This is a genomic window from Streptomyces griseosporeus (assembly GCF_014656055.1).
In the GTDB taxonomy this organism is placed as follows: Bacteria; Actinomycetota; Actinomycetes; order Streptomycetales; family Streptomycetaceae; genus Streptomyces; species Streptomyces griseosporeus.
Genome location: NZ_BNBR01000001.1, coordinates 218,789 through 241,183, shown reverse-complemented (window position 1 = coordinate 241,183; position 22,395 = coordinate 218,789). Strand labels below are relative to the sequence as shown.

The following is a 22,395-nucleotide window of genomic DNA, read 5'->3' as shown; positions in this document are numbered from 1 at the left end:
GTGGCGCGACAGCGCGGTCAGTCGGTGCGGCCGGGAAGGGTGAGGGGCAGTCCCGCCTCGGAGGCGGCGTCGAAGCCGTCGTCTACGGCGACCACCTTGCGGCCGGCCGCGTCGAGGAGGGAGGCGGCGATCGCCGCGCGCATTCCTCCGGCGCAGTGCACCCACACCACTCCGTCCGGTACGTCACCGATGCGGCCGTGCAGTTCGTGGACCGGGATGTGGACGGACCCGTCGATGTGGCCGCCCGCGCGCTCGGACTGCCGGCGCACGTCCAGGACGACCACGTCGTCGCCGCGCTCACGGATGTCGGCGAGGTCGGCGAAGCGGGCGCGGCGGAAGGCGGCGAGCTTCTCGCCCTCGCGGATCCAGTGGGCCGGGTCGCCGGTGGCGGCGGCGGCCGGGCGGTCGATGCCCACCCGAGCCAGCTCGCGCTGTGCGTCGGCGATCTGCTCCGGGGTGTCGGCGAGCAGGGTGACGGGCTTGCCCCACGGGATCAGCCAGGCCAGGTAGGTGGCGAGTTTGCCCTCGCCCTCGAAGTTGAACGAGCCGGCCACATGTCCCTCGGCGAACGCCATACGGCTGCGCAGGTCCACCACCCACTCACCCGCGGCCAGCCGGGAGGCAATCTCCTCGGCGTCCGCACGCCTCGGCGGCGTGAGGTCGACCGGCGCGGGGCCCGCGGCGTTGGCCGGGCCCATGTGCGCGTAGTACGCGGGTACGTCGTCCAGCCCGGCCAGCATCCGGGCGACGAAGGTGTCCACGTCCAGGGTCAGTGCGTCGTTGGTCTGGCGCTCCTTGCCGATGGTGGTCGCGTCGCCCTCGGCCTGGGACGAGGAGCAGAAGCTGCCGAAGCCGTGGGTCGGCAGCACCGGCACCTCGTCGTCCAGCTCGTCGGCGAGCCGGTGGGCGGAGGCGTGCTGCGCGCGGGCCAGCTGCTCGGTCAGCCGCGGCTCGACCAGGTCGGGGCGGCCGACGGTGCCGATCAGCAGGGATCCGCCGGTGAACACCGCCACGTCGCGCCCGTCCTCGGTGAGGGCGTAGGAGGTGTGGTGCGGGGTGTGCCCGGGAGTGGCGATCGCGCGCAGCACCAGCCCCTCGTCGACCGTCACCGTGTCGCCGTCGGCGACAGGGGTGCGGGCGAACGACACGTGCGCTCCGGCAGGCACCAGGTACTGCGCGCCGGTGACGCGGGCCAGCTCCAGACCGCCGGTGACGTAGTCGTTGTGCACATGGGTCTCGGCCACGAAAGCGATGCGCACCCCGCGACGGGCCGCTGCGGCGATGACCTGGTCGATGTCCCGCGGCGGGTCCACGACCACCGCGGCACCGGGCCCGCCGGCCAGGTAACTGCGGTTGCCCAGCCCCTCGAACTCCAGGGTGTCGACGAAGAACACGGCTCACGGCTCCTTTCAGGCGATGTACCCCGGGGGGTATCCGACTCCCACTTTAACAGTTATACCCCTGGGGGTATTCCACGGACAGGCGACCCCTCCAAGGCTTGGCGCCTTGGGTGCTCCCCACTACTCGGAGTCCCCGTGTCGCCACCGACGCCACGGCCCGGCCGGACGCCGCCCTGGCGTCGCTCGCCTGACCCGCGACGGTTCGAGGGAAAGGCGTGGCCGGACCCGGTACTTCTTCGCGAGCCTGGCGGGAAGGAGGGGGTATGGACGATTTCGAGGTGGACCAGGTGGTCCAGCGGGCACTGGACCGGCTGACACTTCTGGCGGAGACCACCACCGCCATGACCAGCACGCTCGACTCCCATGCCGCGGTCCGTCGGGTGTGCCACATCCTGGTGCCCCAGCTGTCCGACTGGTGCGCGGTGGACCTGTTCCAGGACGACGGGCGTCTCCGCCGGGTCAGCGTCGTCCACCGCGACCCCGGCGTACTGCCGGTCGGCGGCCTGACCGGTCTGTTGCCCGACGTCCCGGAAGTCCCGGTCGGGCCGCTGTCACGCGTGCTCATCGGCGCCGGCCCCCTGTTGGTGACCGCAGCCGACATCCCCGGCCCGGACAAGGCTGCCGACCCGTTGCACGCCCGTCAGCTCGAGCTGTTCGACCAGCTCGGTACCCACACGGCGGTGGTCGCCCCGGTGCGCGCCCGTCGCCAGGTCCTCGGCGCCCTGACGATCGGTCGCTCAGCCGACCGCGCCCCGCTCACGGACGACGACCTCGCCATGGTGGAGGACCTGACCCACCGCATCGCTCTGGGCGTGGACAACGCTCTGCTGTACCGCGAGACCCAGCGCATCGCCGAACGCCTCCAGCGCTCCCTCCTGCCCGCCCTTCCCCGATCCGGCCCGCTGCACATGGCCGCCCGGTACGCGCCCGCCGCCGCCACCGCCGAAGTCGGCGGCGACTGGTACGACAGCTTCGCCCTCCCCAACGGCAGCACCACCATGATCATGGGTGACGTGACCGGCCACGACCTGCGCGCGGCGATCACCATGAGCCAGCTGCGCAACATGCTGCGCGGCATCGGCTGCGACCGCCAGGAACCGCCCGGGCACATCCTGCGCCGGCTGGACCTCGCCCACCAGTCGCTCTATCCGCACGCCACGGCCACCTGCCTGTACGCCCTGCTGAACCAGGACGACGACGGAGGCTGGACCCTGGCCTACTTCAGTGCCGGGCACCCACCGCCCCTGCTGGTCACCCACGAAGGCGACACGCACTACCTCAAAGGCGGCCGAGGCCTTCTCCTGGGCGTCGACCCCACCGTCCCGCGCCACCACGCCACCGAAACCCTGCCGCCCCGCTCCACCCTGCTCATGTACACCGACGGGCTCATCGAACGCCGCGGAGAGGATCTCACGCACGGCATGACCCGCCTGCGCCAGCACGCCGCCGCCCTCGCCCGCGAAGACCTCGACACGTTCTGCGACGAACTTCTCGCCGGTATGGCCACCGGCAGCGCCGACGACATCGCCCTCCTCGTCGCCCGCACGCCCGCCCCGTCACAGCGATCCAGGTGACCCTGCAACCCGGAGAGGACCGTCGCGGGACCCTCCGCCGCGTGGCGGACGAGTTCGTGGATTCCGGCCGTCAGGACCGCGCCGAGACCGGTCAGGAATGGAGAAGCAGCACTCGGCGGCCAGCCTCTAGCGTGATGGTCATGGCAACGACAGCACCCACCGCATCCCCCACGTCCCTCACGTCGGTCACCCTCGACGTCGCCGACGTCGCAGGTGCCCAGCGCTTCTACTCCGCGTTCGGCGTCGACACGCGTATCGGCCTGCGGGCCTCGGAAGCGCCTTCCACCGGGTTCCGCTGCTTCACCCTGGCGTTGACGGTGTCCGGGCCGGCCAGTGTCGACGGCTTCCTGCGAACCGCGGTCGACGCCGGTGCCACGGTGCTCAAGGCGGCCGCGAGGTCGCTGTGGGGCTACGGCGGCGTCGTCCAGGCCCCGGACGGAACGATCTTTAAGGTCGCGACCTCGGCGAAGAAGGACACCGGCCCGGCCACCCGGGAGATCGACGAGATCGTCCTCCTGCTCGGCGTCGAGGACGTGAAGGCCGCCAAGCAGTTCTACGTCGGCCGGGGTCTTGCCGTGGCCAGGAGCTTCGGGGGCAAGTACGCCGAGTTCACCGCCGACGAGTGCAGTCCCGTCAAGCTCGCGCTGTACAAGCGCCGTGCCCTGGCCAAGGACCTCGGCGTCCCCGCCGACGGCACCGGCTCGCACCGCATCGTCCTCGGCTGCACCACTGGTGCCTTCACCGACCCGGACGGATTCCGCTGGCAGGCCGCTGCGTAGCAGTCGGCTGTTTCACCCACCGGCGGACGCGTACTTCGCCGGAGGGGCCCAGGAAGGGGACCGGCCGAGGTGGAGCAGGATGCGGGCCAGAGGGTCCCGGAGGGTGGAGTGGGGCTGGGCCGGTGCGAAGGCGGCGTTCGGCCGTCGGCGGTTAGTGCCGTCCGGGACGGCGAGTGCGAGGGGGAGGGCGGCGTCCAGGAGGTCCGGACTCGGAGCGAAGGGGTCGCCGAGAGCGCGGGCCACATCCCAGGCGTGGACCACGTAGTCGATGAAGTGGAAGCCGATCGCCCGGACCGCGGGGAAGACGGCGTCCGTGCCGAACTCCGGCAGAGTGAACTCCTGGTCGGCCGCTGTGACTTCGGCGAAGGCCTCGATCACCTCGTCCGCAGCGGTCAGATAACGCCGGATGGTCCCCGGCCCCGGCTGCTCAGGCTTCCACAGGGCGATATCGGCGCCCGCCCCTCGTGCCGCTGCCGCGAAACCCCGGTGCTGGACCGTCATGTGTTCGAGCAGGCCGCCCAGATTCCATGCAGCGCACGGGGTAGGGCGCGTGAGGTCGTCCGGGGTCACCCGGCGGACCACGGCGACGCTGTCGCGTACGGCGCGTGCGTCCGACGCTCTTATGGAGTCCAGAGAGGGCATCGTAAGCATTCGCCTACGATAGGCGACCGCTTATTATCTGTCCACGAGTATGGTCCTGCCATGGCTGGGAACACCGAATCGGAAAGGCGCCCCGACCTCGCGGCCATGATGGTTCCGCTGGGGCGCGCGCTGGTGGCCGCGGAGCTGCCGGTACTGCGCGAACACGGGCTGGCGATGTGGGCCTACGCGGTCCTGCTGGGGCTCGACGACGAACCTGTACACACCCAGGCAGCCCTGGCCCGGGACATCGGCGCGGACAAGACACGGATCATCGGTGTTCTCGACGACCTGGAGGAGCGCGGGCTCATCCACCGGCAGCCCGATCCGCGCGACCGGCGCGCGCGTCTGCTCTCGCTCACCGCGGAGGGGCGCCGAGTGCGTGACACGGTGCAATCGGCGATCCAGGAACGGGAGGAGCGCCTGCTGGCGCGACTTCCGGAGGAGGACCGGCGCGGCTTCCTGCGCGCTCTGCAGACACTGGCTGCGATGCCCCGGGCCGAGATCACAGGAGAGCCGGGTCCTTCCTGAGGCCGGAGCCCCGCGCACGGCGGGCGCGGAGGTCAGCGGCAACTCCCCCCGGGCGGTGACGGGGAACCAGGCGAGCAGCGGTGCTTGTCGTCCACGTGCCGGACGGTCGGCGTGCTGTCGGGTCGGGTCATGGTGAGCCTCTCAGGACTGGTCGGGGTTCTTGCGCGGGGTGAGGACGGCGTTGGGGAGGGCGGGCGCGGGCAGGCGGTCGCCGGCGTATCCCTCGACGCTGCCGAAACGGTCGGAGGCGTCCTGCCACGCCCGTCTGGCCTCGGCGATGTCCTCATGGCTTCGGCCCACGAAGTTCCACCACATGACGATCTCCTCGCCGAACGGCGGGCCGCCCAGCAGGACGGCGCGGGCAGGCGCGCCCGTGTCGTTCGCCAGGGTCAATGTGGCGTGCCCCGGGGGCAGGTAACCGAGGTCGGAGGGGCGGAGGGAGGTGTCGGCCAGGGTGATGTGCCCCTGGTCGACCAGGAGGCCGTGCTCGAAGGCCGGATCGACCGGAAGGGTGGTCGTCGCGTGCGGATCCAGGCGTATCTCCGCGCCGAGCAGCGGGGTGAAGGTCGGCACCGGAGAGGTGCGCCCGGCCAGGCTGCCCAGGAACACCCGCAGTTCGCAGCCGTGGTAGCGGAAAGGCCTCGGTACGTGGTGGTGGAAGGCGCGACCGGCACGCCGGTGCTCCCGGGGCAGGGCCACCCACAGCTGTACGCCGTGCAGGACGCGGGTGCCGGCGGTGGACACCTCGGAGTGACTGACGCCGCGCCCGCCGGTCATCAGGTTCAGTTCGCCGGGCCGCACGACGGCGTGGACGCCGTGGCTGTCCCGGTGCTCGATCTCACCGCTGAACAGCCAGCTGACCGTCTGAAGGCCGGTGTGCGGGTGCGGAGCGACATCCATGCCCCCGGTTTCGGCCACGTCATCAGGGCCGTAGTGGTCCGCGAAGCACCAGGCTCCGATGAGCGTCCTGGCCCGCTGCGGCAGAGTGCGCCGCACCGTCATCGCCCTCGGGCCCCCCAGGGGGACGTCCCGCGCGGTCAGGACCTCGACCTGCGGTGGGGTGCCGGTGTGCTCCGCGAGGTCGCGATGTCGTCGGGCCGGCTCGGGTCCCAGGTCGCTCATGGCGTTGTCCTTTCTCCTTGTGCGGTGCCTTCGACCGTCGGTCTGCCGGCCACCAGGACGCCGGCGCCGGCGTCGAAGGCATGGGTGACCTCAGGTGTGGTGCCGTCCAGGAGCAGTGCGCGCGCCTGTTCCTCGAAACGGCGGTCATGGGCGGTGAGCCGGATGTGGTGCTGGGCCAGGTGCTCCGCCCAGGAGGCGACGACGTAGTTCTCGACGAACCGGTCGGGATTCGTGCCGTCCTGATAAAGACCCCAGGTCAGCGCTCCCGTACGGCGCCGGGAACGGGCAACGTGTCTCATGCGGTCGACGAACGCGGCCCTGTGCCCGGGGCCGACGCGGTAGACGACGGAGACGAGCACCGGGCCGTCGGCCGGGCCCGGCTCGAACACCAGAGGCGGGGCGGGCCAGTGATCGGAAGGGCTCGGGTCGGCATCGTCCGCCGCGTGCAGCGGCCGGCGGCGCACGCTCAGGGCGCCCGCCACCAGCACGGCGGCGCCGATCAGCAGGGACGCGGTGAGTCCCAGCCCGTCGGCCAGCAGCCCCCACACCGGCGCGGTGAGCGCCTGCCCGCCCTGGAACACCACCAGGTACACGGCGAGTCCTCGGCCCCTCACCCAGCCGGGCAGACGTTGCTGTACGGCGGAGTTGAGGGTGGACAGCACTGCGATCCAGGCGGTGCCCGCGGGCAGCAGGGCGACGGCCGCGAGCCAGGGCAGCCGGGTCGTCGCCAGCACGGTCAGCGTCGCGGCGAAGACGACCGCCCCCGCTGCGAGCATGCCGTTGGCATCCAGCCGGTGCCGGATCAGGGGCAGGGCGAAGGCACCGCCGACCGCGCCGACGCCGACGACGCCGAGCAGCAGGCCGTACCCGCCCGAACCGAGCCCCAGGGAGCGGCTCGCGACGAGCGGCAGCAGCGACCACAGGGCGGCCCCGCCCGGCACGAACAGCGCCGTGCGCAGCAGGACGCGCCGCACACCGGGGGCGTGCCAGACGTAGCGGCGGCCCGCCTGGACGGCGGCGAGGAGCCCTTCGTCCGGGGCCACGGGCCGCGGTCCCGGCGGCCGTCGCCACCACAGCAGCACGCCCGCGATCCCCAGGAAGGACAGGGAGTTGAAGGCGAAGACCCAGCCCGCGCCCGCCGCGGCGACCACCGCTCCGCCCAGGGCGGGACCCACGGCGCGCGCCAGATTCATGTTCACCGCGCCCAGCGCCGCCGCCTGCCCGAGCTGCTCACGCTCCACCAGTTCCGGCTGGACCGCCTGCCAGGCCGGGCCCATCAGAGCCGTACCGCAGCCCAGGAGGAAGGTGAGGCCGAGCAGCGGTACGGGGGTCAGAGCGTCCTGGAAGGCGAGCACCGTCAGTGCGGTGGAGACGGCGAGCAGGGCGAACTGGGCGGCCAGGAGCACCTTGCGGCGGTCGTAGCGGTCGGCCAGCACACCGGAGGGCAGCGCGAGCAGGACGACGGGGAGGCTGGAGGCGGTCTGCACGAGCGTCACCAGGGAGGCATCGTGCCCGACCAGCAGCCACTGGGCGCCGACCGTCTGCATCCAGGTGCCGGTGTTGGAGACCAGCTGCGCGACCCACAGCGCGCGGAAGACACGTACCGCGAGCGGTGCCCAGGCCGTGGCCGCGGGACTTGCTGCCGGGTTAGGTTCCGGGTTCCTGCCCGGATTGCCGTGATCCCCGCCGCCCCTGTGGCCCGGCTCCCCGCGGCCCCGGTGGCTCGGCTCGCCGTCGTGCTTCCCGCCCGGCTCCCCGTCGGGCTTCCCGCCCAGCTCTCCGCCGCGCTCCCGGCCCGGCCCGGCCCGCCTCCGTCGTTGCCCGGGTTCACGACTGAGGCCGCGTCCAGGCGGCGTCGGACGTCCAGTGGCGGCGCACGGTGATCAGCGTCGCCGCGAGCAGCAGCAGCGCCAGGGCGAGTACGGGCAGGAGTTCGGCGTGCCGCAGCAGGAGGGCTCCCGCCAGGGCCCCGAGGAACATGGCCAGGACGGACAGGATCCGCCGGCCCGGCCGCGGTGCCGCCCCGCCGGCCGGGGCGGAGTCGGCGGCCAGTCCGGTCAGGGTCAGGGTCAGGACGGTCGTCGTCAGGTCCGGGACGCCGAGGCGGCGGGCGACGGCGTTCTGGAGGCCCATGGTGAGCCCCAGCAACACGATGAGGAGGTACTTCACCGTGCCGGTGACCTGCCCGTGTGCGACCGCGACGGTGAGCACCGTCCCTGCGACGAGCAGCGTCTGGATCGCGGTGGCCGCGGTCAGCATCCGTCCGCGGTGCGCGGCGTAACGGGTGCCGAAGCGTCCCCCCGCCAGGGCTCCGGCGAGGAACGACACCATCGAGACGACGGACGCGGGCGCGGACAGACCCGGCGCGCCGGCCAGGGCGAAGCCGAGGAAGACGACGTTGCCCGTCATGTTGGCGACGAAGACGTGCCCGAGCGCCAGATAGGTGACGGCGTCGATGAGGCCGGTCACCACCGTCAGGCCCAGCATCAAGGGCGGCAGGGGTCCGTGCCGGTCGCCGCTGGGCGGGACGAGGGTGCGGCCGGCGTCAGTCAGCAGTCCGCGCATGCCGCGTCCTCCCGTCCGTCAGGGCCTCCGCGGCGGGCGGGTGGTGCAGCACGGTGCGGGTGACCAGCCCGCTGACCGGGCCGATCACGATCGCCGTCACCGCTGCCCACAGGGGCCAGGAGGGGAGCCCGAGCAGGTGGTCGAGCGACCAGTCGCCCGGCCCGGTGAGCGCCAGGGCGGCGGAGACGGTGACGAGGACCAGCGGGTACTCGTAACCGTCGTTCTGTACCCACAGCCCCTTGTGCCGCTTCACGGTGCCGGCCACCGTCATCACCCCCGTCGCGGCCAGCGCCGCGAGGGGAGTGAGGAGGCCGGCCGCCAGGAACAGGCCGGCGCCGATCTGGCTGCCGCCCGCGGCGACGGCGGTGAGCCGCCCCCCGCGGAAACCGTCACGGCGGAACTCCTCGGTCCCTCCGGCCAGCCCGCCGCCGCCCAGCCGGAAACTGACTTTCTGCACGCCGTGTCCGGCGATGAGGAGCCCCACCACCAGCCGCAGCACCAACAGTCCGCTGTCCATCACGTGTTCTGCCTGTTCCTGACGTGTGTCGTCGCCGTGGGAGCCCGGGTCAGCCGGCGGCGTGCGCGCCGATGACGGTCTGGGCGTAGACGACGCCGAGTCCGTAGGTGCCGCCGTGTTCCTTCACGACGTCCATGACCGGCAGGTACGTCTCCGTGCGCGCCCAGTCGCGCTGGAGTTCGAGCAGGACCTGAACCCAGGTGACCGGCACCACCCCGGCCTGGACCATCCGCTGCACGGCGTGCTCGTGGGCCTGCGGGCTGACTCCGCCGGAGGCGTCGGTGACGACGTAGACCTCGTAGCCCTGGGCGAGCGCGGACAGGGCGGGCAGGACCACGCACACCTCGGTCCAGAGTCCGGCGATGACGAGCTTGGTCCGGCCGGTGGCCTTGACGGCCTCGACGAAGTTGGTGTCCTCCCAGGCGTTCATCGTGCTGCGGTCGACGATCTTCTGGTCCGGGAAGACGTCCGCGAGCTGCGGCATGAGGGGGCCGGAGAAGGACTCCGCGGCCACGGTGCTCAGCACGACCGGAACGTCGAAGACCTTGGCGGCCTTCGCCAGGCCCACCGTCGCGTTGATGATCGCGGTACGGTCACTGCTGCCCGTGCCGAAGAACATCTGCGGCTGGTGGTCCACGAACAGCACCGCGCAGTTGTCCGGCGTCAGCAGGTCCGGAGCCGGAGCAGCACTGACCTGAGCGAAGTCGACCATGACGCTACCTTTCGAGGGGAACAAATGTCGCGGACGGCCGTCCACGACCGGGGAGAACATCCGCACCGGAGTGCGGGAGGAGAAGCCGGTGAAGCGCCCTCGGGGGCCTCGTGCGGCGTTACGACAGGAACGCTAGGCCGGGACGGGAGCAGCCCTTTTCCGGTCAGTGCACCGGGGGTTGACCCGTAGCGCACCGCGGCGTGGCCGGCCCGTCACTCCGGCGCGGCCTGCCCGTCACTCCGGCTCTGTCGCAGCGTCACCACCGCGACCAGGGCGGCCAGGAGCAGGCCGGTGACCAGTGCGGGGGCCGGTGACCAGGCGGCCGACAGGATGCCGGCGCCAGCGACGGCGAACGGCACGCCCTCACTCCCGCGCGTCTGGTGCGGCCGGAGGTGCACGGCCCAGACGGTGACGAGGAAGACGGCGGCCGGAACGGTCACGGCCAGGCCGGCGGCCGCGGACGACATGGCGGTGCGCCCGGTGAGGTGGTCGGCGTAGGTGGCAAGGCCCGCTCCTTCCGCCGCGGCCGACGTGAAGACGAGGTAGTGGCCGTATGCCCAGGTGAACCGTCTGCGGTGGGCGCGGTGCGTGCTGGCCAGAAGCGTGTGCGCCGGCTTGGCGAAGTACAGCCACCACATGGCGAAGGCCATCAGCAGGCCGCCGCCGGCCAGTGCGTACAGCGCGCCCGTGCCGTGGCTCCGTTCGAACGCCCCGCGGACGGCGACGGTGGCCGCGGTGACCGTCTCACCGAGCACGATGAGGGTGAACAGCTCGTAGCGCTCGGCGATGTGACGCGGATGCCAGGGCGTCATCCCGGCCGACTGCGCCCACACGGGCACCAGCACCTCGGCGAGGACCATCACCACGATGCCCGGCAGCCGGGCCGCGGCGGGCAGCAGGAGCAGCGACAGCCAACCGGCCTGGCACACCGTCACACCGGTCGCGAACCTCAGCGTCGTCCTGCGCCGGGCGGGGTCGGCCAGCCCGGCCCGGACCCACAACGCGGCCAGCGCCGTGCGCAGCACCGCGTATCCCAGGGTGATGACCAGCAGGTCGCCGCGGTCGAAGGCGTGGGCGACACCGGCGGCCAGGACGAGCGACCCGGTGATCTGGACGAGCACCGTCAGGCGGTAGGGGAGGTCGTCGGGGTCGTAGGCGGAGGCGAACCAGGTGAAGTTCATCCAGGCCCACCAGATGGTGAAGAAGACCAGCGCGAAGCGCAGCGCGCCGTGGGCGTAGCGAGCGTCCGCCAACGCCTCGTGCAGACCTTGCGAGGCCTGGGCGACGGCCACGACGAAGCACAGGTCGACGAAGAGTTCGAGGGGGGTCGCCGTCCGGTGGGCCTCTCGCGGGTCGCGGCCCGCCATGGTGCGCCGCCGGGACGTGTCGGATGTCCGGCGCACGGCGTCAGGTCGTCGCACGTACGGCGTCGCGGATCAGCTCGGCGACTTCGCCGGGCTGGGAGACGGCCACGGCGTGCGAGGCTCCGTCGACCTCGATCACCGTCGAACCGGCGCGCTTGGCGCCGAAGCGCTCCACCTCCGGGTTGATGGCCTTGTCGGCGCCGGCCACCAGAACCCAGGACGGTTTGGTCCGCCAGGCCGCGGCGGAAGCCCTCTCGCTGAACGCCACGGCTGCCACCGGGCGTTGGGCCGCCGCGAGCACCCGGGCGGTCTCGGGCGGCAGATCGGCCGCGAAGACGGCCGGGAACGCGCCCTCGGCGATGGTGACCTCGACGCCCGGCTCGCCGTTCTCCCGCGGGTAGGTCCTCGCCCGGAGGCTGTCCGTCAACAACGAGGGCAGGAAGCGTTCCTGCAGCTCGCCGAGGCTCTCGCCCTCCGCGGGCATGTAGGCCGCGATGTAGACCAGGCCCACCACGTTGTCCGCGGTCCCCGCCACGGAGACGACCGCACCGCCGTAGGAGTGCCCCACCAGGACGACGGTGCCGTCGATCTGGGCTGTCAGCGACGCTATGTAGGCGGCGTCGGAGGCCAGGCCGCGCAGCGGGTTGGGCGGGGCCAGCACCGGAATGCCGTGGCCCTGCAAGGCACCGATGACGGCGGACCAGCCGGCCGAGTCGGCGAAGGCGCCGTGGACGAGCAGGGCGGTCGGGGGAGTGATCATGGGGATGCGGCTCCTCGATGGGGGGATGGGGACACTCCCGTCCCGGAGCGTGCACGGACCGCGCTTCGTCCGCTGTGCTCACCTCGTCGGGGGTGCCTGACAGAGACCCGACGCCTTGCCGGCGGCTCCGGCCGACGCGACCACGGCCGGTTGCCGGACCGGCCGGACCGGTCCGACGCCGTGCGGAGCCGTTCCCCTGGCCGGGTCTCGCGCCGCCCTCACGATAGGAGCGCTGAGCCGATGAGCGTTGTCCCCCCGTGCACGGTGGCTGGCCCCACCGTGCACGGCCCGTTCCCCCACAGCAGACGGCCGTGGCTCCTCAGCCCTCTCCGAGCAGTGCCTCCGTGACCGCGTCCCAGTCGATCAGAGCGCTCTCGTCGCCGGGAGGAACCGCCTCCCACGTGGAGACCAGCCACTCACGCAGCGGCTGGGCCGGGACGTCGATCAGCGCCGACGCCGCGCCGGCGCGCAGCATCATGCGGACGTCCGGTCTGTCGTTGCAGCAGTACGGCGGCCAGACGCGGACCTCACCCTCCCCGGAGGGCCGGTGCAGACCGGACTGGAGGAGGTCCCGTGCGAAGACCCAGCGGGCACTGTCCGGACCACCTGGCTCATGCAGGTCCAGGAGCACCGAGAAGGGCTGCCGCGGGTCGTAGCGGAAGCACACCGCGAGCGGTGCCGTCCTGTCCCCTCCCAGCACCAGCCTGGTGGTCAGGGAGAGGGTGATGACGCCGTCGGGCGGTCGCACCCCGTCGCACGGAAGCGAGTGCGGGTTCATGACGAAGGACCCCCTCACCTCAGGTCCCCGGGGCGCTGTGTGTCCCGGGCGTGACGTCGCCGACGCTGAAAATCCCGAACTGAGTGCCGACGGCCGTCGGCTTCCCTTGCGACATGTGCGATTCCCTGGGTAGAGGTCAACAGGTGGGAGTCCGCAACGTAAGGTCCGGCGCCCAGGCGGCCTTGCCGGGGAACGCACGCACCTTTGCCTGTGAAGGCATGCCCGGCCGATCGGGCAGCAGATCGCCAAGGCACGGCACTCACAGCAAAGAACCCGGGCGCGCGCAGACAACAGGTCCGTATCGGCGGTCCCTAGGCTGCAGGCGCTCCCTGCGCCTCGTCGGTGAAGCAGGCGCCGCCGACTGTGTGGGCGGTGTGGCCCCGGACGGCGAGCGAGGTGGCGCGACTGAGAGGAGGAACCGCCATGACGGACGAGATGACCGGCGACGGGGTCTACCAGCCGGACGGGGTGGAGACGCTGGACGGCACGGGGCTGCTGGACGCCTCCGACACACTGGACGACCGGGCGGGGGCCGAGGCCCTGGACGAGGGCTACTCACCGCCGGACAGGCCCTGGGGCGCGGAACACACCGGGGTGACGGCGGCCGAGCGTCTGCGGGGCGAGTCGCTGGACGAGCGCCTGGCCGAGGAGGTGCCGGACATCGGCCCCGGTGAGGGGGACGGTCTCGGCGACACCCGGGACACGGACGGGGAACTCGTCGACGACGAGGTCGGCGACCTGCGCGCCGGCCGGCTCGTCGCCGCCGACCGCAGCGATCCGGACGACCCGGAGACCGATCTGTTCGCCTCCGACGTGGGACTGGATGGGGCGGGGGCGTCCGCGGAGGAAGCCGCAATGCACGTGATCGCCGACCCCGGTTCCCGCTGACTGGTGCCCACACCCGTCCGGCCCGGCTGCCGCGCGCAGCCGGGCCGGACGCGTGCGCGTGGGCCGGAAGAATTTCACTGAGCCGCACTGCCGACGTGACGTGCCGTCAAGTGGCTTGCAGGCAATGGCCCGAAGGCGGCCTCCCCGGCCGGGGTCAGCGCCAGGCGGTGGGTCGTGCGGTCGAACAGGGCTGTCCCAGCTCACGTTCCAGGGACCGGACGGTGCCCGACCACCGCGGACTGCACCACGTGTTCCGTGCCGCAGCGGTGAAGCCACCCGTGTCGGCCACCGCGACGATGACCTCCATCTGCCGCAGGTCCATGAAGTGCTCCCGCGCAGCGCTCCGCCCGGTACGGAGACGATCGTCACCGCCGCATGGCATGCCGGAACACGCGGCGGTGCGGGCGCGTCCCCGGCCGGGCCGTCAGGAGCGGACCAGGGGGGTGTCCACCAGGTGCTCGGCGAGGAACCACGACTGCAGTTCACCGGTCCTGATCACCTGGGAGACGAGGAGGTCGTTCGTGCCGTCGTCGCCCAGCTCGGCGGTGCGGGTGGCCGCGTCGTGAGCCTCCACGAGGATGGTCTCGTGGGCTTCCAGCAGGCGCGACAGCATCGCCGGTACTTCCTCCACGCCGTCCGGGGGCCGCGGAACCGAGGTGATCTCGGCGACGTGCCGGGGGTCGCCGACCGCGACACCGCCGAGCGTCTGGACGCGTTCGGCGAGGGTGTCGACCAGTTCGAGCTGCTCGCCCGCATGCTTGTCCAGCACCAGATGCAGCTGGTAGAAGGTCGCGCCCCGCATCAGCCAGTGGTGCTTCTTGTAGAGGCCGTACAGGATCTGCGTGTCGGCGAGCACCTTGTTCAGGCGCTGGCAGGAGTACATGCGGGCCTCGTAGGACAGACCGAGCGGGAACTGCTTGACGGTCCCGAAGTCCTGGATGACCTCGCCCTTCTGGTGCAGCCACGGCTGGCTGCCGCTTCGGTGGGCGGAGTTGGCGGACATGTCGTGCCTCCTGGGATCGTGTGGTGCGGTGTACCGGGCAAACGCTAGGCGGCACCCTCGGCCCCTCCTTGTCCCGCAGCGCATGTGCCGGTGCCCGTGAGCGCACACGCGCCTGGTGGAGCAGGTGTCCGGTGCGGGGCAGCGTGGCCCTGCGCCGAGCAGGTGACCGGCGCAGGGCAGCGTGCCCCTGCGTCGAGCAGGTGACCGATTCGGGGCCGCGTGCCCGGCCCGGTGTCGCCGGCCACCGGCGGAGGCGGGAGGCGGCGTGCGGAGGCCGCGCGGCCCCACCTCCGTGGGAACCGCGCGGCCTGTGCGCCCGAGGGCCCCGATCACCCCGGCGCTCACCCTCCGTCGGTCAGCGCGTGTGCAGGGCGGTGCGCAGCGTGCCGGCCGCCATGCCGATCGCGGCCTCGGCGGCGTGGGTCTCACGCAGGGCGTTGAGCATCACGAAGTCGTGGATGACGCCCTGGTAGCGCACGGCGGTGACGGGGACACCGGCCGCGCGGAGCTTGTTGGCGTAGGCCTCGCCCTCGTCGCGCAGGACGTCGGCCTCGGCGGTGATGACGAGGGCTGGGGGAAGGCCGGTGAGCTGCTCGGTGGTGGCGCGCAGCGGGGAGGCGGTGATCTCCGCGCGCTGCTGCTCGTCGGTCGTGTACTGGTCCCAGAACCACTGCATGCCGTCGCGGCGCAGGAAGTAGCCCTCCGCGAACTGGTGGTAGGAGCCGGTGTCGAACGACGCGTCGGTGACCGGGTAGAAGAGGACCTGCTGCACCAGGGGGACGTCCCCGCGCTCCTTGGCCATCAGGGTGAGCGCGGCGGTCATGTTGCCGCCGACGGAGTCACCGGCCACGGCGATCCGGCCCGCGTCCAGCCCCTTCGCGGCGCCGTCGGTGACGATCCAGCGTGCGACGGCGTAGTTCTGCTCGATGGCGACCGGGTAGCGGGCCTCGGGGGAGAGGTCGTACTCGGGGAAGACGACGGCCGCGCCCGCTCCGACCGCGAGTTCGCGGACGAGGCGGTCGTGCGTGTGGGCGTTGCCGAAGACCCACCCGGCGCCGTGGATGTAGAGGATCACGGGCAGGGTGCCCTCGGCGCCGGCGGGCTTGACGACACGGGCCCGCACGGTGCCCGTCGGGCCGCCGGAGACGGTGACCCACTCCTCGTCGACGTCCGGCTTGGCGATGTCGCCCGACTGGACCTCGTCGACGGCCTTGCGGCCCTCGGCCGGCGGCAGGTCGAACAGGTACGGCGGGTTGGCGGTGGCCTCGGCGAATGCGGCCGCCGCCGGCTCCAGCACGGGCTGGACCGGCTTGAAGGTGTAGGACATGAGGACTCCTCAGACTGCTGCGCGTGTTTCCCGACGGTGCGGCCCGCACCGGATCCGCAGATGCGCCGGGCCGTCCGGGCCACGCTAGAACGGTGCGCACGCCGGGGCTTGCATTTGTGCGCACCGGCTCTGACCCCACGGTGCACTCGCCCACGACCGGTGCGCTGTCGGGCAACCCCCGGTGCGTCCGGCGGAAACCGGCGAAGCCGGCCCCGCACTAGCGTCACCGGCGAAGCAGCCGCAGCTCGCTGACACGTGCGCCTCGCCGCACGTCGTGCGGCCGCGCGCTGCCCTCGCAGCTCCCACGCCGCACGCCCCAGGAGGTTGTCAGGTGTCCACCATGCCGGTGAGCGGACTGATCCCGCACGCCACCGACGAAGCGGCGGACCTCGTCGTCCGCAATGCCAGGATCCACACTGGCGATCCCCGTCTGCCGCAGGCCGAGGCGATCGCGGTCCGCGACGGTGTCATCACCGCCATCGGCAGCGACAAGGACGTGGCGGGCCAGGTCGGTCCCGCCACCCGGGTCGTCGACGCGCTCGGACGCCGGATGATCCCCGGACTGAACGACGCGCACCTGCACGTCATCCGCGGGGGCCTGAACTACGTGCTCGAACTGCGCTGGGACGGCGTCCGCTCGCTGCGGCAGGGCCTGGCCATGCTGCGGGAACAGGCCGCACGCACCCCCAAGGGCCAGTGGCTGCGCGTGGTGGGCGGCTGGTCGGCGGAGCAGTTCGCCGAGCGACGCCTGCCCACCGTCGCCGAGCTGAACGCCGCCGCGCCGGACACGCCCGTCTTCGTCCTGCACCTGTACCAGGCCGCGATACTCAACCGCGCCGCCCTCAAGGCGGTGGGCTATGACAAGGACACCCCCGACCCCCGCGGCGGGCAGATCATGCGCGGCCGTGACGGCGAGCCGACGGGCATGCTGCTGGCTGCGCCGAGCGCGCTGATCCTCTACTCGACGCTGGCGAAGGCGCCGGGGCTCGACGAGGAGCACCGGGAGGCGTCGACACGGCACTTCCTGCGGGAGCTGAACCGGTTCGGGCTCACCTCGGCGATCGACGCGGCGGGCGGATTCCAGAACTTCCCCGAGAACTACGCGACGGTGACCGAACTGGCCCGCAAGGGACAGCTCTCCCTGCGCATCGCCTACCACCTGTTCCCGCAGACCGCGGGCCAGGAGATCGACGACCTGACCCGGTGGATCGGCATGGTCCGGCCCGGGGACGGAGACGAGTGGCTGCGGCTGAACGGCGCCGGTGAGAACCTCACCTGGGCGGCCGCCGACTTCGAGAACTTCGCCGTGCCCCGCCCCGAGCACGCCGCCGACTACGAGGTGGAGTTCGAGAAGGCGGTACGGCTGCTGATGGAGAACGGCTGGGGTTTCCGTCTGCACGCGACGTACGACGAGACCATCCGCCGTGACCTCGCCGTCTTCGAGAGGCTCGCCACCGAGGGGCTGTTCCCCGGCGGCAACCGGTGGCTGTTCGACCACGCCGAGACCGTCTCGGCGGACAGCCTGGACCGGATCGTCGCCCTCGGGGGCGCCATGTCGGTGCAGAACCGGCTGTCCTTCCAGGGCGAGGCGTTCGTACGCCGCTACGGCGTCGGTGCCGCCGCGGACGCCCCGCCGGTCCGCGCCATGCTGGGCCGGGGCCTGACCGTCGCGGCCGGCACCGACGCCACCCGCGTCTCGTCGTACAACCCGTGGGTCGCCCTGCACTGGCTGGTCACCGGCCGAACGGTCGGCGACCTGACCATCCGCCCGCCGCACAACCGCGTGGACAGGGAGACGGCGCTGGAGATGTTCACCACGGCCGGCGCCGTGCTCACCGGTGAGCAGGACCGCAAGGGAGTCCTGCGCCCCGGGTTCCTCGGCGACCTCACCGTGCTGTCGGAGGACTTCTTCACGGTGCCCGACCAGGAGATCCCGCACATCGAAGCCCTCCTGACGGTCGTCGGCGGCCGGGTCGTCTACGGCGCGCGCGAGTACGAAGGCGTCGACGAGGCCATGCCCCCGGTCACCCCCGAGTGGAGTCCCGTGGCGCGCTTCGGCGGATACCAGGCCGCGCCGGAGACGCGGTTCAGGGGCGCCCGCCAGGCCGAGCTGCTGGGCGAGGCCGTCGCCGAGTCCGAACAGCACCGGCAGTGGCGGGCCCGCCGCGGCCTGGTCCCGGAGAACGACAGCCCCGCCTTCGATCCCTGCTTCTCCCTCTGAGCCGTTCCTCCCGGTCGCGGACGGCTGTCCTCGCAGCCCGCGCCCGTCACGGTGATCCCGTGGCGGGCGCGGGCTTTTGGCCGTGCAGGCGGCGGCGGGCTCAGGACGCGGATCCGTCAGCGGGCCGGGCCGGCGCGGACTGCTGCGCAGCGCGCCACTCACTGGGCGACACGCCGTAGGCGGCGCGGAACGAGCGGCTGAAGTGAGCGGCACTGGCGAAGCCGCGCTGATGGGCCACCGCGGCGATCGTGAGGTCCTTTGTCTGGTCGCGCAGCAGGTCACGCCGGCATGCCTCCAGGCGCCGCTGCAGGATCCAACGGCTCACGGTGACGCCTTCTGCCCGGAACAGCTTGTGCAGATAGCGCAGCGAGATGTGGTGGGCACGCGCGATGTGCGCCGGGGACAGGTCCGGGTCCGCCAGCTCCTCGTCGATGAACGCCTGGACCTTCAGCAGCAGTGTCCCGGGCTCCTCCCGCACGTGCGCACGCGTCCCGCCGAGCCGCTCGCCGGCCAGCGTGCCGAACAGCTCGACCGCGTTGAGGGCCATCACCTCCCGGGTGTGCGGCAGGAACGCCGCGGCGTCATCGGCGAGCCGGGTGATGAAGGGGGACAGCAGTCCGCCGAGCGACGTGTCCGGACCGAACGGCAGGGCCGTGATCCGGCGGACGCCGGGATCGCGCGGGCCCAGCGTCTGACGGGGCATGACCAGGGACTTGATGCGGAAGGACCGGGGCAGGTCCAGCCGGAGCGGACTGGTCGTGTCGGAGACGAAGATGTCACCGGGCTGGAGTGCGCACTCCCTCCCGTCCTGCTCCACCCGGGCCGCCCCCGCCTCCAGGAGGTGGAGCACCACGCTCCCTTCCTCGCCGTCACCGGCCCCGGGACGGCGCGACCGCCGCAGCGCCACCGCGTCGCCCTCGGCGGTCACCGCTCTGAGCCGGCCGAGCGACGTCGTACGGACGGTTCCGGAGTAGACGTCCTGGGGCGCCGAGACGTCGACCGCGCCGAATGCCTGGGACAACGCCTGGCGCCAGTAGCCTCGCCGTCCCTCCGAGGGAACCAGATCGGTGGTGAAGACGTGGTCGCGGACGCCGCCGTGCGCCGTCGCTTCTGTGGTCATGGAATCGTTCCCCCCTTCCCCCTCAGATCCTGAAGCCCAACCGCGCGTCCGCGCGTCGCACGACCGGGTCGGATCCGGAGACGGGATGTGGGATACGAAGCAACTACTGTGCGTGTTCGCGGGTCTCGGCCAGACGCGTCAGCTCGGCACGGGAGCCGATGTCGAGCTTGGCGAACGCGTGCCGCAGGTGGGAGCTGATGGTGTGCGGTGACAGACCCAGGCGTTCCGCGGCCTCCCGGTTGGTCAGCCCCTGCGCGACCAGGCGGATGACCGCCACCTCGGACGCGGTCAGCTCCGGCCACGCCGTGGGGGACCTCTTCGCCGAGGTGCGTCTGCGCGGCGCGCCCACGGCGCGGAGCTCACGTCGGACACGGGCGGCGTCCCGCTCGGCACCCGCCGCGGTGTACAGGTTGAGCGCCGCGTCGAGGTGGGGCACGGCTTCGGCGGCGCCACGTGTGGCCAGCTTGCGGCCCGCGTCCTCCAGGGCGGAGGCCCGGGGCAGCAGCCGGGGGATGCCCTCGTACAGGTCCACGGCGCGCAGGAGCAGCGAGAGATCGTTGTCGAGCAGACCGCGAGCGTGCGCGGCGACCGCTTCGAGGACCGGGAAGCCGGGGTTGCCGGCTGCGCGGCGCTCGGCGACGGCGACGGCCGCTGCCGCGCGGTCACCCGCTCCCGCCCGCAGCGCCATCCGGACGAAGACGGGCGCGTCGGCGGGGTCCTCGGGGCTGGCCAGCGAAGGGCCCGCCAGCTCGAACGTACTGAACGACTCGTCCAGGAGTTCCATGGCGCGGTCGGGACGCCCCTCGTCGTCGGCGACCAGGGCGAGCAGCCACGAGCCGACGTTGCGGACGAGGATCGCCGGATCGTCGACCATGCGGTGCACCTGGGCGGCGTAGGCGCGCACCGCCTCCCGGTCGTTGGTGTGCAAGGCGACGCGCATCAGCGTGTACAGGGCTGTGGCGTCGGCGAAGTTGCCCATGCCCAGGTCGTCCGCCATCGCCGCCGTGGCCTCGGCCTCCGCCCGCGCGTCCTCCAGGAGCCCGGCGTCGAACAGGGCCCGAGAGCGGTTGCTCATCCACAGGCCCATGGCCGCGGCCTGGCCCTTCTTCTGGGTCTCCCGGATGCCGGCCTCGGACTCGGCGAGGGCCTCGTTCGCCATCCCCGCCGCGTTGAACAGGAAGGCCTTCCACAGGGCCTCGGGAACCCACAGGGAATGGGCGAAGCCGACCTCGGCAGCGAGCGCCGCGGCCCGGTCGGCCAGTTCGAAGGCGAGCTTCCAGTCCAGGCGGTAGAACTGCACGACGGAGTCGACGGCGATCGCGGTCGACTGGGCGGCCTTGTCACGGGCCTGGGCCGCCGCCTCAAGGGCGTCGGCGACCGCGGCGGCCGTGGCGTCGAGGTCCCCGATCATCGACAGGTTCAGGCACCTCAGTGCCAGCAACTGGGCGCGCACGGCGGGTGAGATGCCGGGCAGCTCGGACCCGGCGCGTGCCTGGGCTGCCGCTTCCGTGAAGTCGTACTGGCTGGACACCCGCGCCAGACCGAGCCACAGCTGCGCCTCCGCCTCCGGCAGCAAGCTGCCCGGCAGCACGGAGGCCGCCAGCGAGCGGGCCTGTGACGCCTGACCCGTCTGCCACAGCAGGAGCATGGTCTCCGCCACGATCGCCGGATGCTCCGACGCGGACGGGGCGGTCAGTTCGAGCGCCCGGCGGCTGAGCTGCTGCGCCGATGACGGTGCGGACGCGGACAGTTCCGCCGCCGCCGTCCTCAGCAGTTCGACGGCGCGACGGTCACCGGCCTCGGCGGTGTCCACGAGCAGGGCGGCCGCCTCCGTCACCGGGGCGCCGCGCTCCAGCAGAACTTCGGCGGCGTGACGCCGCAGAGCGCGGCGCACGGACACCGGAAGGCTGCTTTCGACCGCTTCACGGAAGAGGTCATGGCGGAACAGCAGCCGCTCGTTGCGTTCGACGAAGAGATGGGCGTCGAGTGCCTCCTGCACCGGCGTTATCAGCGCGGCTGCTGGCTTGCCCAGCAGTTCGGCCAGGAGACCGATGGTGACCGTGCGGCCGACGGCCGACGCGGTCTGGACGACCTCGCGGGTGGAGGGGGCGAGCCGGTCCAGGGTGAGACGCACGGAGGCCTGGAACCGGGCGGGCAGGTCCGCACCGGCCAGCCGCGCGACGTTGCCCTCGATGATCACGGAGTGCTCGTCGCGCATACTGCGCAGGAGTTCGACCAGCAGCAGCGGTACACCCTCTGCCCGGCGGGCCGCCTGCAGCGTCGTCCGGTCGGGTACGGCCCCCAGGACGTCCTGCGTGATCTCCGCCACCGCGCTGTCCGGAAGGGGGCCGAGGGCGATCCGGCGGGCCCCGGCCTGATCGAGCTGGTTGAGGGTCGAGCGGACGCCCGGCGTGCCGGCGTTGCTGCGGACGGCCAGCAGCCACAGGATCGCGTGGGACGACAACCGGGCCGTAAGCGTGCGCAGGGCGAGGAGCGTGACGTCGTCCAGCCACTGGACATCGTCCAGGGCGATCACCAGGGGGGTGTCGAGCGCCGCCCGTTCGAGCCGGTCCTGCAGCTCCTGAAGCAGCCAGAACCGCTGTTCCGGAGCGGTCGCCAGATCGCGCAGTCTCTCGACGTCGAACAGGGTCCCGGCACCGGTCAGCAGGCCGTCCAGCAGCGGTCCGAGGGGGATGAACTGGCCGTCGGGGTCCGCCCCGCCCTGGAAAACCCTCAGCTTGTGACGCATCGCCACGGTCCGCGCCTCTGCGAGCAGCCGGCTCTTGCCGCTGCCGGGAGCCCCCTCGATGCACACGAGGCCGCCCTCGCCCCGTGTCAGTGCGGCCAGTCGGGCCTCAAGGAGGGTCACCTCCTCGTCGCGACCGCGTAGCGGGGGCGCACCACCGCCGATGCGGTTCGACACCAACGGCTGCTGAACGCGGTCCACATAGTCCTCTACGTCAAGAAAGGCAATGATCGTGCGTGCACGATCGAACACGCGCAGCATGCCATGCTGACAGGACTGCTGTCAGACCGCCGGGCTTCCGTCCCGCATCCTGGAAGGTGACGTCCGGAGTGCCGGACAGGCGGGGCGA

General features: G+C 72.3%; 20 protein-coding genes. 5 read left to right on the top strand and 15 right to left on the bottom strand.

From position 1 onward, the window contains the following. Positions 1-17: 17 nt before the first annotated feature. Positions 18-1,394 (bottom strand): MBL fold metallo-hydrolase, encoded by a 1,377-nt coding sequence (locus IE308_RS00960; RefSeq protein ID WP_190216156.1) that lies wholly within the window; start codon positions 1,392-1,394, stop codon positions 18-20. Positions 1,395-1,663: 269 nt separating this feature from the next. Between IE308_RS00960 and IE308_RS00955 the strand changes: the two genes are divergently transcribed. After that, positions 1,664-2,974 carry a PP2C family protein-serine/threonine phosphatase gene (locus IE308_RS00955; RefSeq protein WP_190216155.1) on the top strand — a complete coding sequence of 437 codons (1,311 nt, stop codon included), beginning with the start codon at positions 1,664-1,666 and terminating at the stop codon, positions 2,972-2,974. Between the two features lie 134 nt (positions 2,975-3,108). Beyond that, positions 3,109-3,753 (top strand): VOC family protein, encoded by a 645-nt coding sequence (locus IE308_RS00950; RefSeq protein ID WP_190216154.1) that lies wholly within the window; start codon positions 3,109-3,111, stop codon positions 3,751-3,753. A gap of 12 nt (positions 3,754-3,765) precedes the next feature. Here IE308_RS00950 and IE308_RS00945 read toward each other — a convergent pair whose 3' ends face one another. Beyond that, positions 3,766-4,395, bottom strand: a complete 630-nt coding sequence (locus IE308_RS00945; protein WP_229908743.1) for a TIGR03086 family metal-binding protein — start codon at positions 4,393-4,395, stop codon at positions 3,766-3,768. A gap of 60 nt (positions 4,396-4,455) precedes the next feature. On the opposite strand from IE308_RS00945, the gene IE308_RS00940 reads away from it, so the two are divergent. Continuing rightward, on the top strand, positions 4,456-4,923 hold the full coding sequence (locus IE308_RS00940; RefSeq protein WP_190216152.1) for a MarR family winged helix-turn-helix transcriptional regulator: 468 nt from the start codon (positions 4,456-4,458) through the stop codon (positions 4,921-4,923). A 141-nt stretch (positions 4,924-5,064) separates the two neighbouring features. Here IE308_RS00940 and IE308_RS00935 read toward each other — a convergent pair whose 3' ends face one another. From IE308_RS00935 to IE308_RS00900, 8 genes are all read right to left on the bottom strand, one after another. Next, the gene (locus IE308_RS00935; protein WP_190216151.1) at positions 5,065-6,045 is read right to left on the bottom strand and encodes a pirin family protein; all 981 of its coding nucleotides are present in this window, start codon (positions 6,043-6,045) and stop codon (positions 5,065-5,067) included. Beyond that, positions 6,042-7,616: an MFS transporter gene (locus IE308_RS00930; protein ID WP_229908742.1), complete on the bottom strand. Its 1,575-nt coding sequence runs from the start codon at positions 7,614-7,616 to the stop codon at positions 6,042-6,044. Before IE308_RS00930 ends, IE308_RS00935 begins: the two co-directional genes overlap by 4 nt. 256 nt (positions 7,617-7,872) lie before the next feature. Beyond that, on the bottom strand, positions 7,873-8,610 hold the full coding sequence (locus IE308_RS00925) for a YoaK family protein (protein WP_190216150.1): 738 nt from the start codon (positions 8,608-8,610) through the stop codon (positions 7,873-7,875). Then, positions 8,591-9,127, bottom strand: a complete 537-nt coding sequence (locus tag IE308_RS00920) for a DoxX family protein (protein ID WP_190216149.1) — start codon at positions 9,125-9,127, stop codon at positions 8,591-8,593. Before IE308_RS00920 ends, IE308_RS00925 begins: the two co-directional genes overlap by 20 nt. Positions 9,128-9,176: 49 nt before the next feature. Next, positions 9,177-9,839: a hydrolase gene (locus IE308_RS00915; protein WP_190216148.1), complete on the bottom strand. Its 663-nt coding sequence runs from the start codon at positions 9,837-9,839 to the stop codon at positions 9,177-9,179. Positions 9,840-10,051: 212 nt separating this feature from the next. Further along, entirely contained in the window at positions 10,052-11,242 is a 1,191-nt protein-coding gene (locus IE308_RS00910; protein ID WP_229908643.1) for a low temperature requirement protein A, read from the bottom strand. A 4-nt stretch (positions 11,243-11,246) separates the two neighbouring features. After that, positions 11,247-11,963 carry an alpha/beta fold hydrolase gene (locus IE308_RS00905; RefSeq protein WP_190216147.1) on the bottom strand — a complete coding sequence of 239 codons (717 nt, stop codon included), beginning with the start codon at positions 11,961-11,963 and terminating at the stop codon, positions 11,247-11,249. 319 nt (positions 11,964-12,282) lie between these two features. Then, positions 12,283-12,741 (bottom strand): SsgA family sporulation/cell division regulator, encoded by a 459-nt coding sequence (locus tag IE308_RS00900; protein ID WP_190216146.1) that lies wholly within the window; start codon positions 12,739-12,741, stop codon positions 12,283-12,285. 423 nt (positions 12,742-13,164) lie between these two features. On the opposite strand from IE308_RS00900, the gene IE308_RS00895 reads away from it, so the two are divergent. After that, entirely contained in the window at positions 13,165-13,629 is a 465-nt protein-coding gene (locus IE308_RS00895) for a DUF5709 domain-containing protein (protein WP_190216145.1), read from the top strand. Between the two features lie 154 nt (positions 13,630-13,783). On the opposite strand, the gene IE308_RS36685 is transcribed toward IE308_RS00895, so the two are convergent. The 3 genes from IE308_RS36685 to IE308_RS00880 all read right to left on the bottom strand — a co-directional run bounded on the left by IE308_RS36685 (position 13,784) and on the right by IE308_RS00880 (position 15,959). Then, positions 13,784-13,936, bottom strand: a complete 153-nt coding sequence (locus tag IE308_RS36685; RefSeq protein WP_229908741.1) for a helix-turn-helix domain-containing protein — start codon at positions 13,934-13,936, stop codon at positions 13,784-13,786. A 117-nt stretch (positions 13,937-14,053) separates the two neighbouring features. Further along, positions 14,054-14,632, bottom strand: a complete 579-nt coding sequence (locus IE308_RS00885; protein WP_190216144.1) for a Dps family protein — start codon at positions 14,630-14,632, stop codon at positions 14,054-14,056. Positions 14,633-14,987: 355 nt separating this feature from the next. Beyond that, entirely contained in the window at positions 14,988-15,959 is a 972-nt protein-coding gene (locus IE308_RS00880) for an alpha/beta hydrolase (RefSeq protein ID WP_190216143.1), read from the bottom strand. 340 nt (positions 15,960-16,299) lie between these two features. Here IE308_RS00880 and IE308_RS00875 point away from each other — a divergent pair, with 340 nt between their 5' ends. Then, complete coding sequence (locus IE308_RS00875; protein WP_229908740.1) at positions 16,300-18,180, top strand: amidohydrolase; 1,881 nt, start codon at positions 16,300-16,302, stop codon at positions 18,178-18,180. Between the two features lie 100 nt (positions 18,181-18,280). Here the strand turns inward: IE308_RS00875 and IE308_RS00870 are convergent, their stop codons facing one another. After that, positions 18,281-19,300 (bottom strand): helix-turn-helix domain-containing protein, encoded by a 1,020-nt coding sequence (locus tag IE308_RS00870; RefSeq protein WP_190216141.1) that lies wholly within the window; start codon positions 19,298-19,300, stop codon positions 18,281-18,283. Between the two features lie 103 nt (positions 19,301-19,403). After that, the gene (locus IE308_RS00865; RefSeq protein ID WP_308440069.1) at positions 19,404-22,307 is read right to left on the bottom strand and encodes a helix-turn-helix transcriptional regulator; all 2,904 of its coding nucleotides are present in this window, start codon (positions 22,305-22,307) and stop codon (positions 19,404-19,406) included. Between the last annotated feature and the right edge of the window lie 88 nt (positions 22,308-22,395).

Coding starts and splice junctions, on each gene's coding strand:
- IE308_RS00895 (WP_190216145.1), top strand. CDS start 13,165: ATGACGGACGAGATGACCGGCGACGGGGTCTACCAGCCGGACGGGGTG.
- IE308_RS00945 (WP_229908743.1), bottom strand. CDS start 4,395: ATGCCCTCTCTGGACTCCATAAGAGCGTCGGACGCACGCGCCGTACGC.
- IE308_RS00955 (WP_190216155.1), top strand. CDS start 1,664: ATGGACGATTTCGAGGTGGACCAGGTGGTCCAGCGGGCACTGGACCGG.
- IE308_RS00870 (WP_190216141.1), bottom strand. CDS start 19,300: ATGACCACAGAAGCGACGGCGCACGGCGGCGTCCGCGACCACGTCTTC.
- IE308_RS00950 (WP_190216154.1), top strand. CDS start 3,109: ATGGTCATGGCAACGACAGCACCCACCGCATCCCCCACGTCCCTCACG.
- IE308_RS00900 (WP_190216146.1), bottom strand. CDS start 12,741: ATGAACCCGCACTCGCTTCCGTGCGACGGGGTGCGACCGCCCGACGGC.
- IE308_RS00935 (WP_190216151.1), bottom strand. CDS start 6,045: ATGAGCGACCTGGGACCCGAGCCGGCCCGACGACATCGCGACCTCGCG.
- IE308_RS00865 (WP_308440069.1), bottom strand. CDS start 22,307: ATGCTGCGCGTGTTCGATCGTGCACGCACGATCATTGCCTTTCTTGAC.
- IE308_RS00940 (WP_190216152.1), top strand. CDS start 4,456: ATGGCTGGGAACACCGAATCGGAAAGGCGCCCCGACCTCGCGGCCATG.
- IE308_RS00915 (WP_190216148.1), bottom strand. CDS start 9,839: ATGGTCGACTTCGCTCAGGTCAGTGCTGCTCCGGCTCCGGACCTGCTG.
- IE308_RS00880 (WP_190216143.1), bottom strand. CDS start 15,959: ATGTCCTACACCTTCAAGCCGGTCCAGCCCGTGCTGGAGCCGGCGGCG.
- IE308_RS00885 (WP_190216144.1), bottom strand. CDS start 14,632: ATGTCCGCCAACTCCGCCCACCGAAGCGGCAGCCAGCCGTGGCTGCAC.
- IE308_RS00925 (WP_190216150.1), bottom strand. CDS start 8,610: ATGCGCGGACTGCTGACTGACGCCGGCCGCACCCTCGTCCCGCCCAGC.
- IE308_RS36685 (WP_229908741.1), bottom strand. CDS start 13,936: ATGGAGGTCATCGTCGCGGTGGCCGACACGGGTGGCTTCACCGCTGCG.
- IE308_RS00875 (WP_229908740.1), top strand. CDS start 16,300: ATGCCGGTGAGCGGACTGATCCCGCACGCCACCGACGAAGCGGCGGAC.
- IE308_RS00920 (WP_190216149.1), bottom strand. CDS start 9,127: ATGGACAGCGGACTGTTGGTGCTGCGGCTGGTGGTGGGGCTCCTCATC.
- IE308_RS00905 (WP_190216147.1), bottom strand. CDS start 11,963: ATGATCACTCCCCCGACCGCCCTGCTCGTCCACGGCGCCTTCGCCGAC.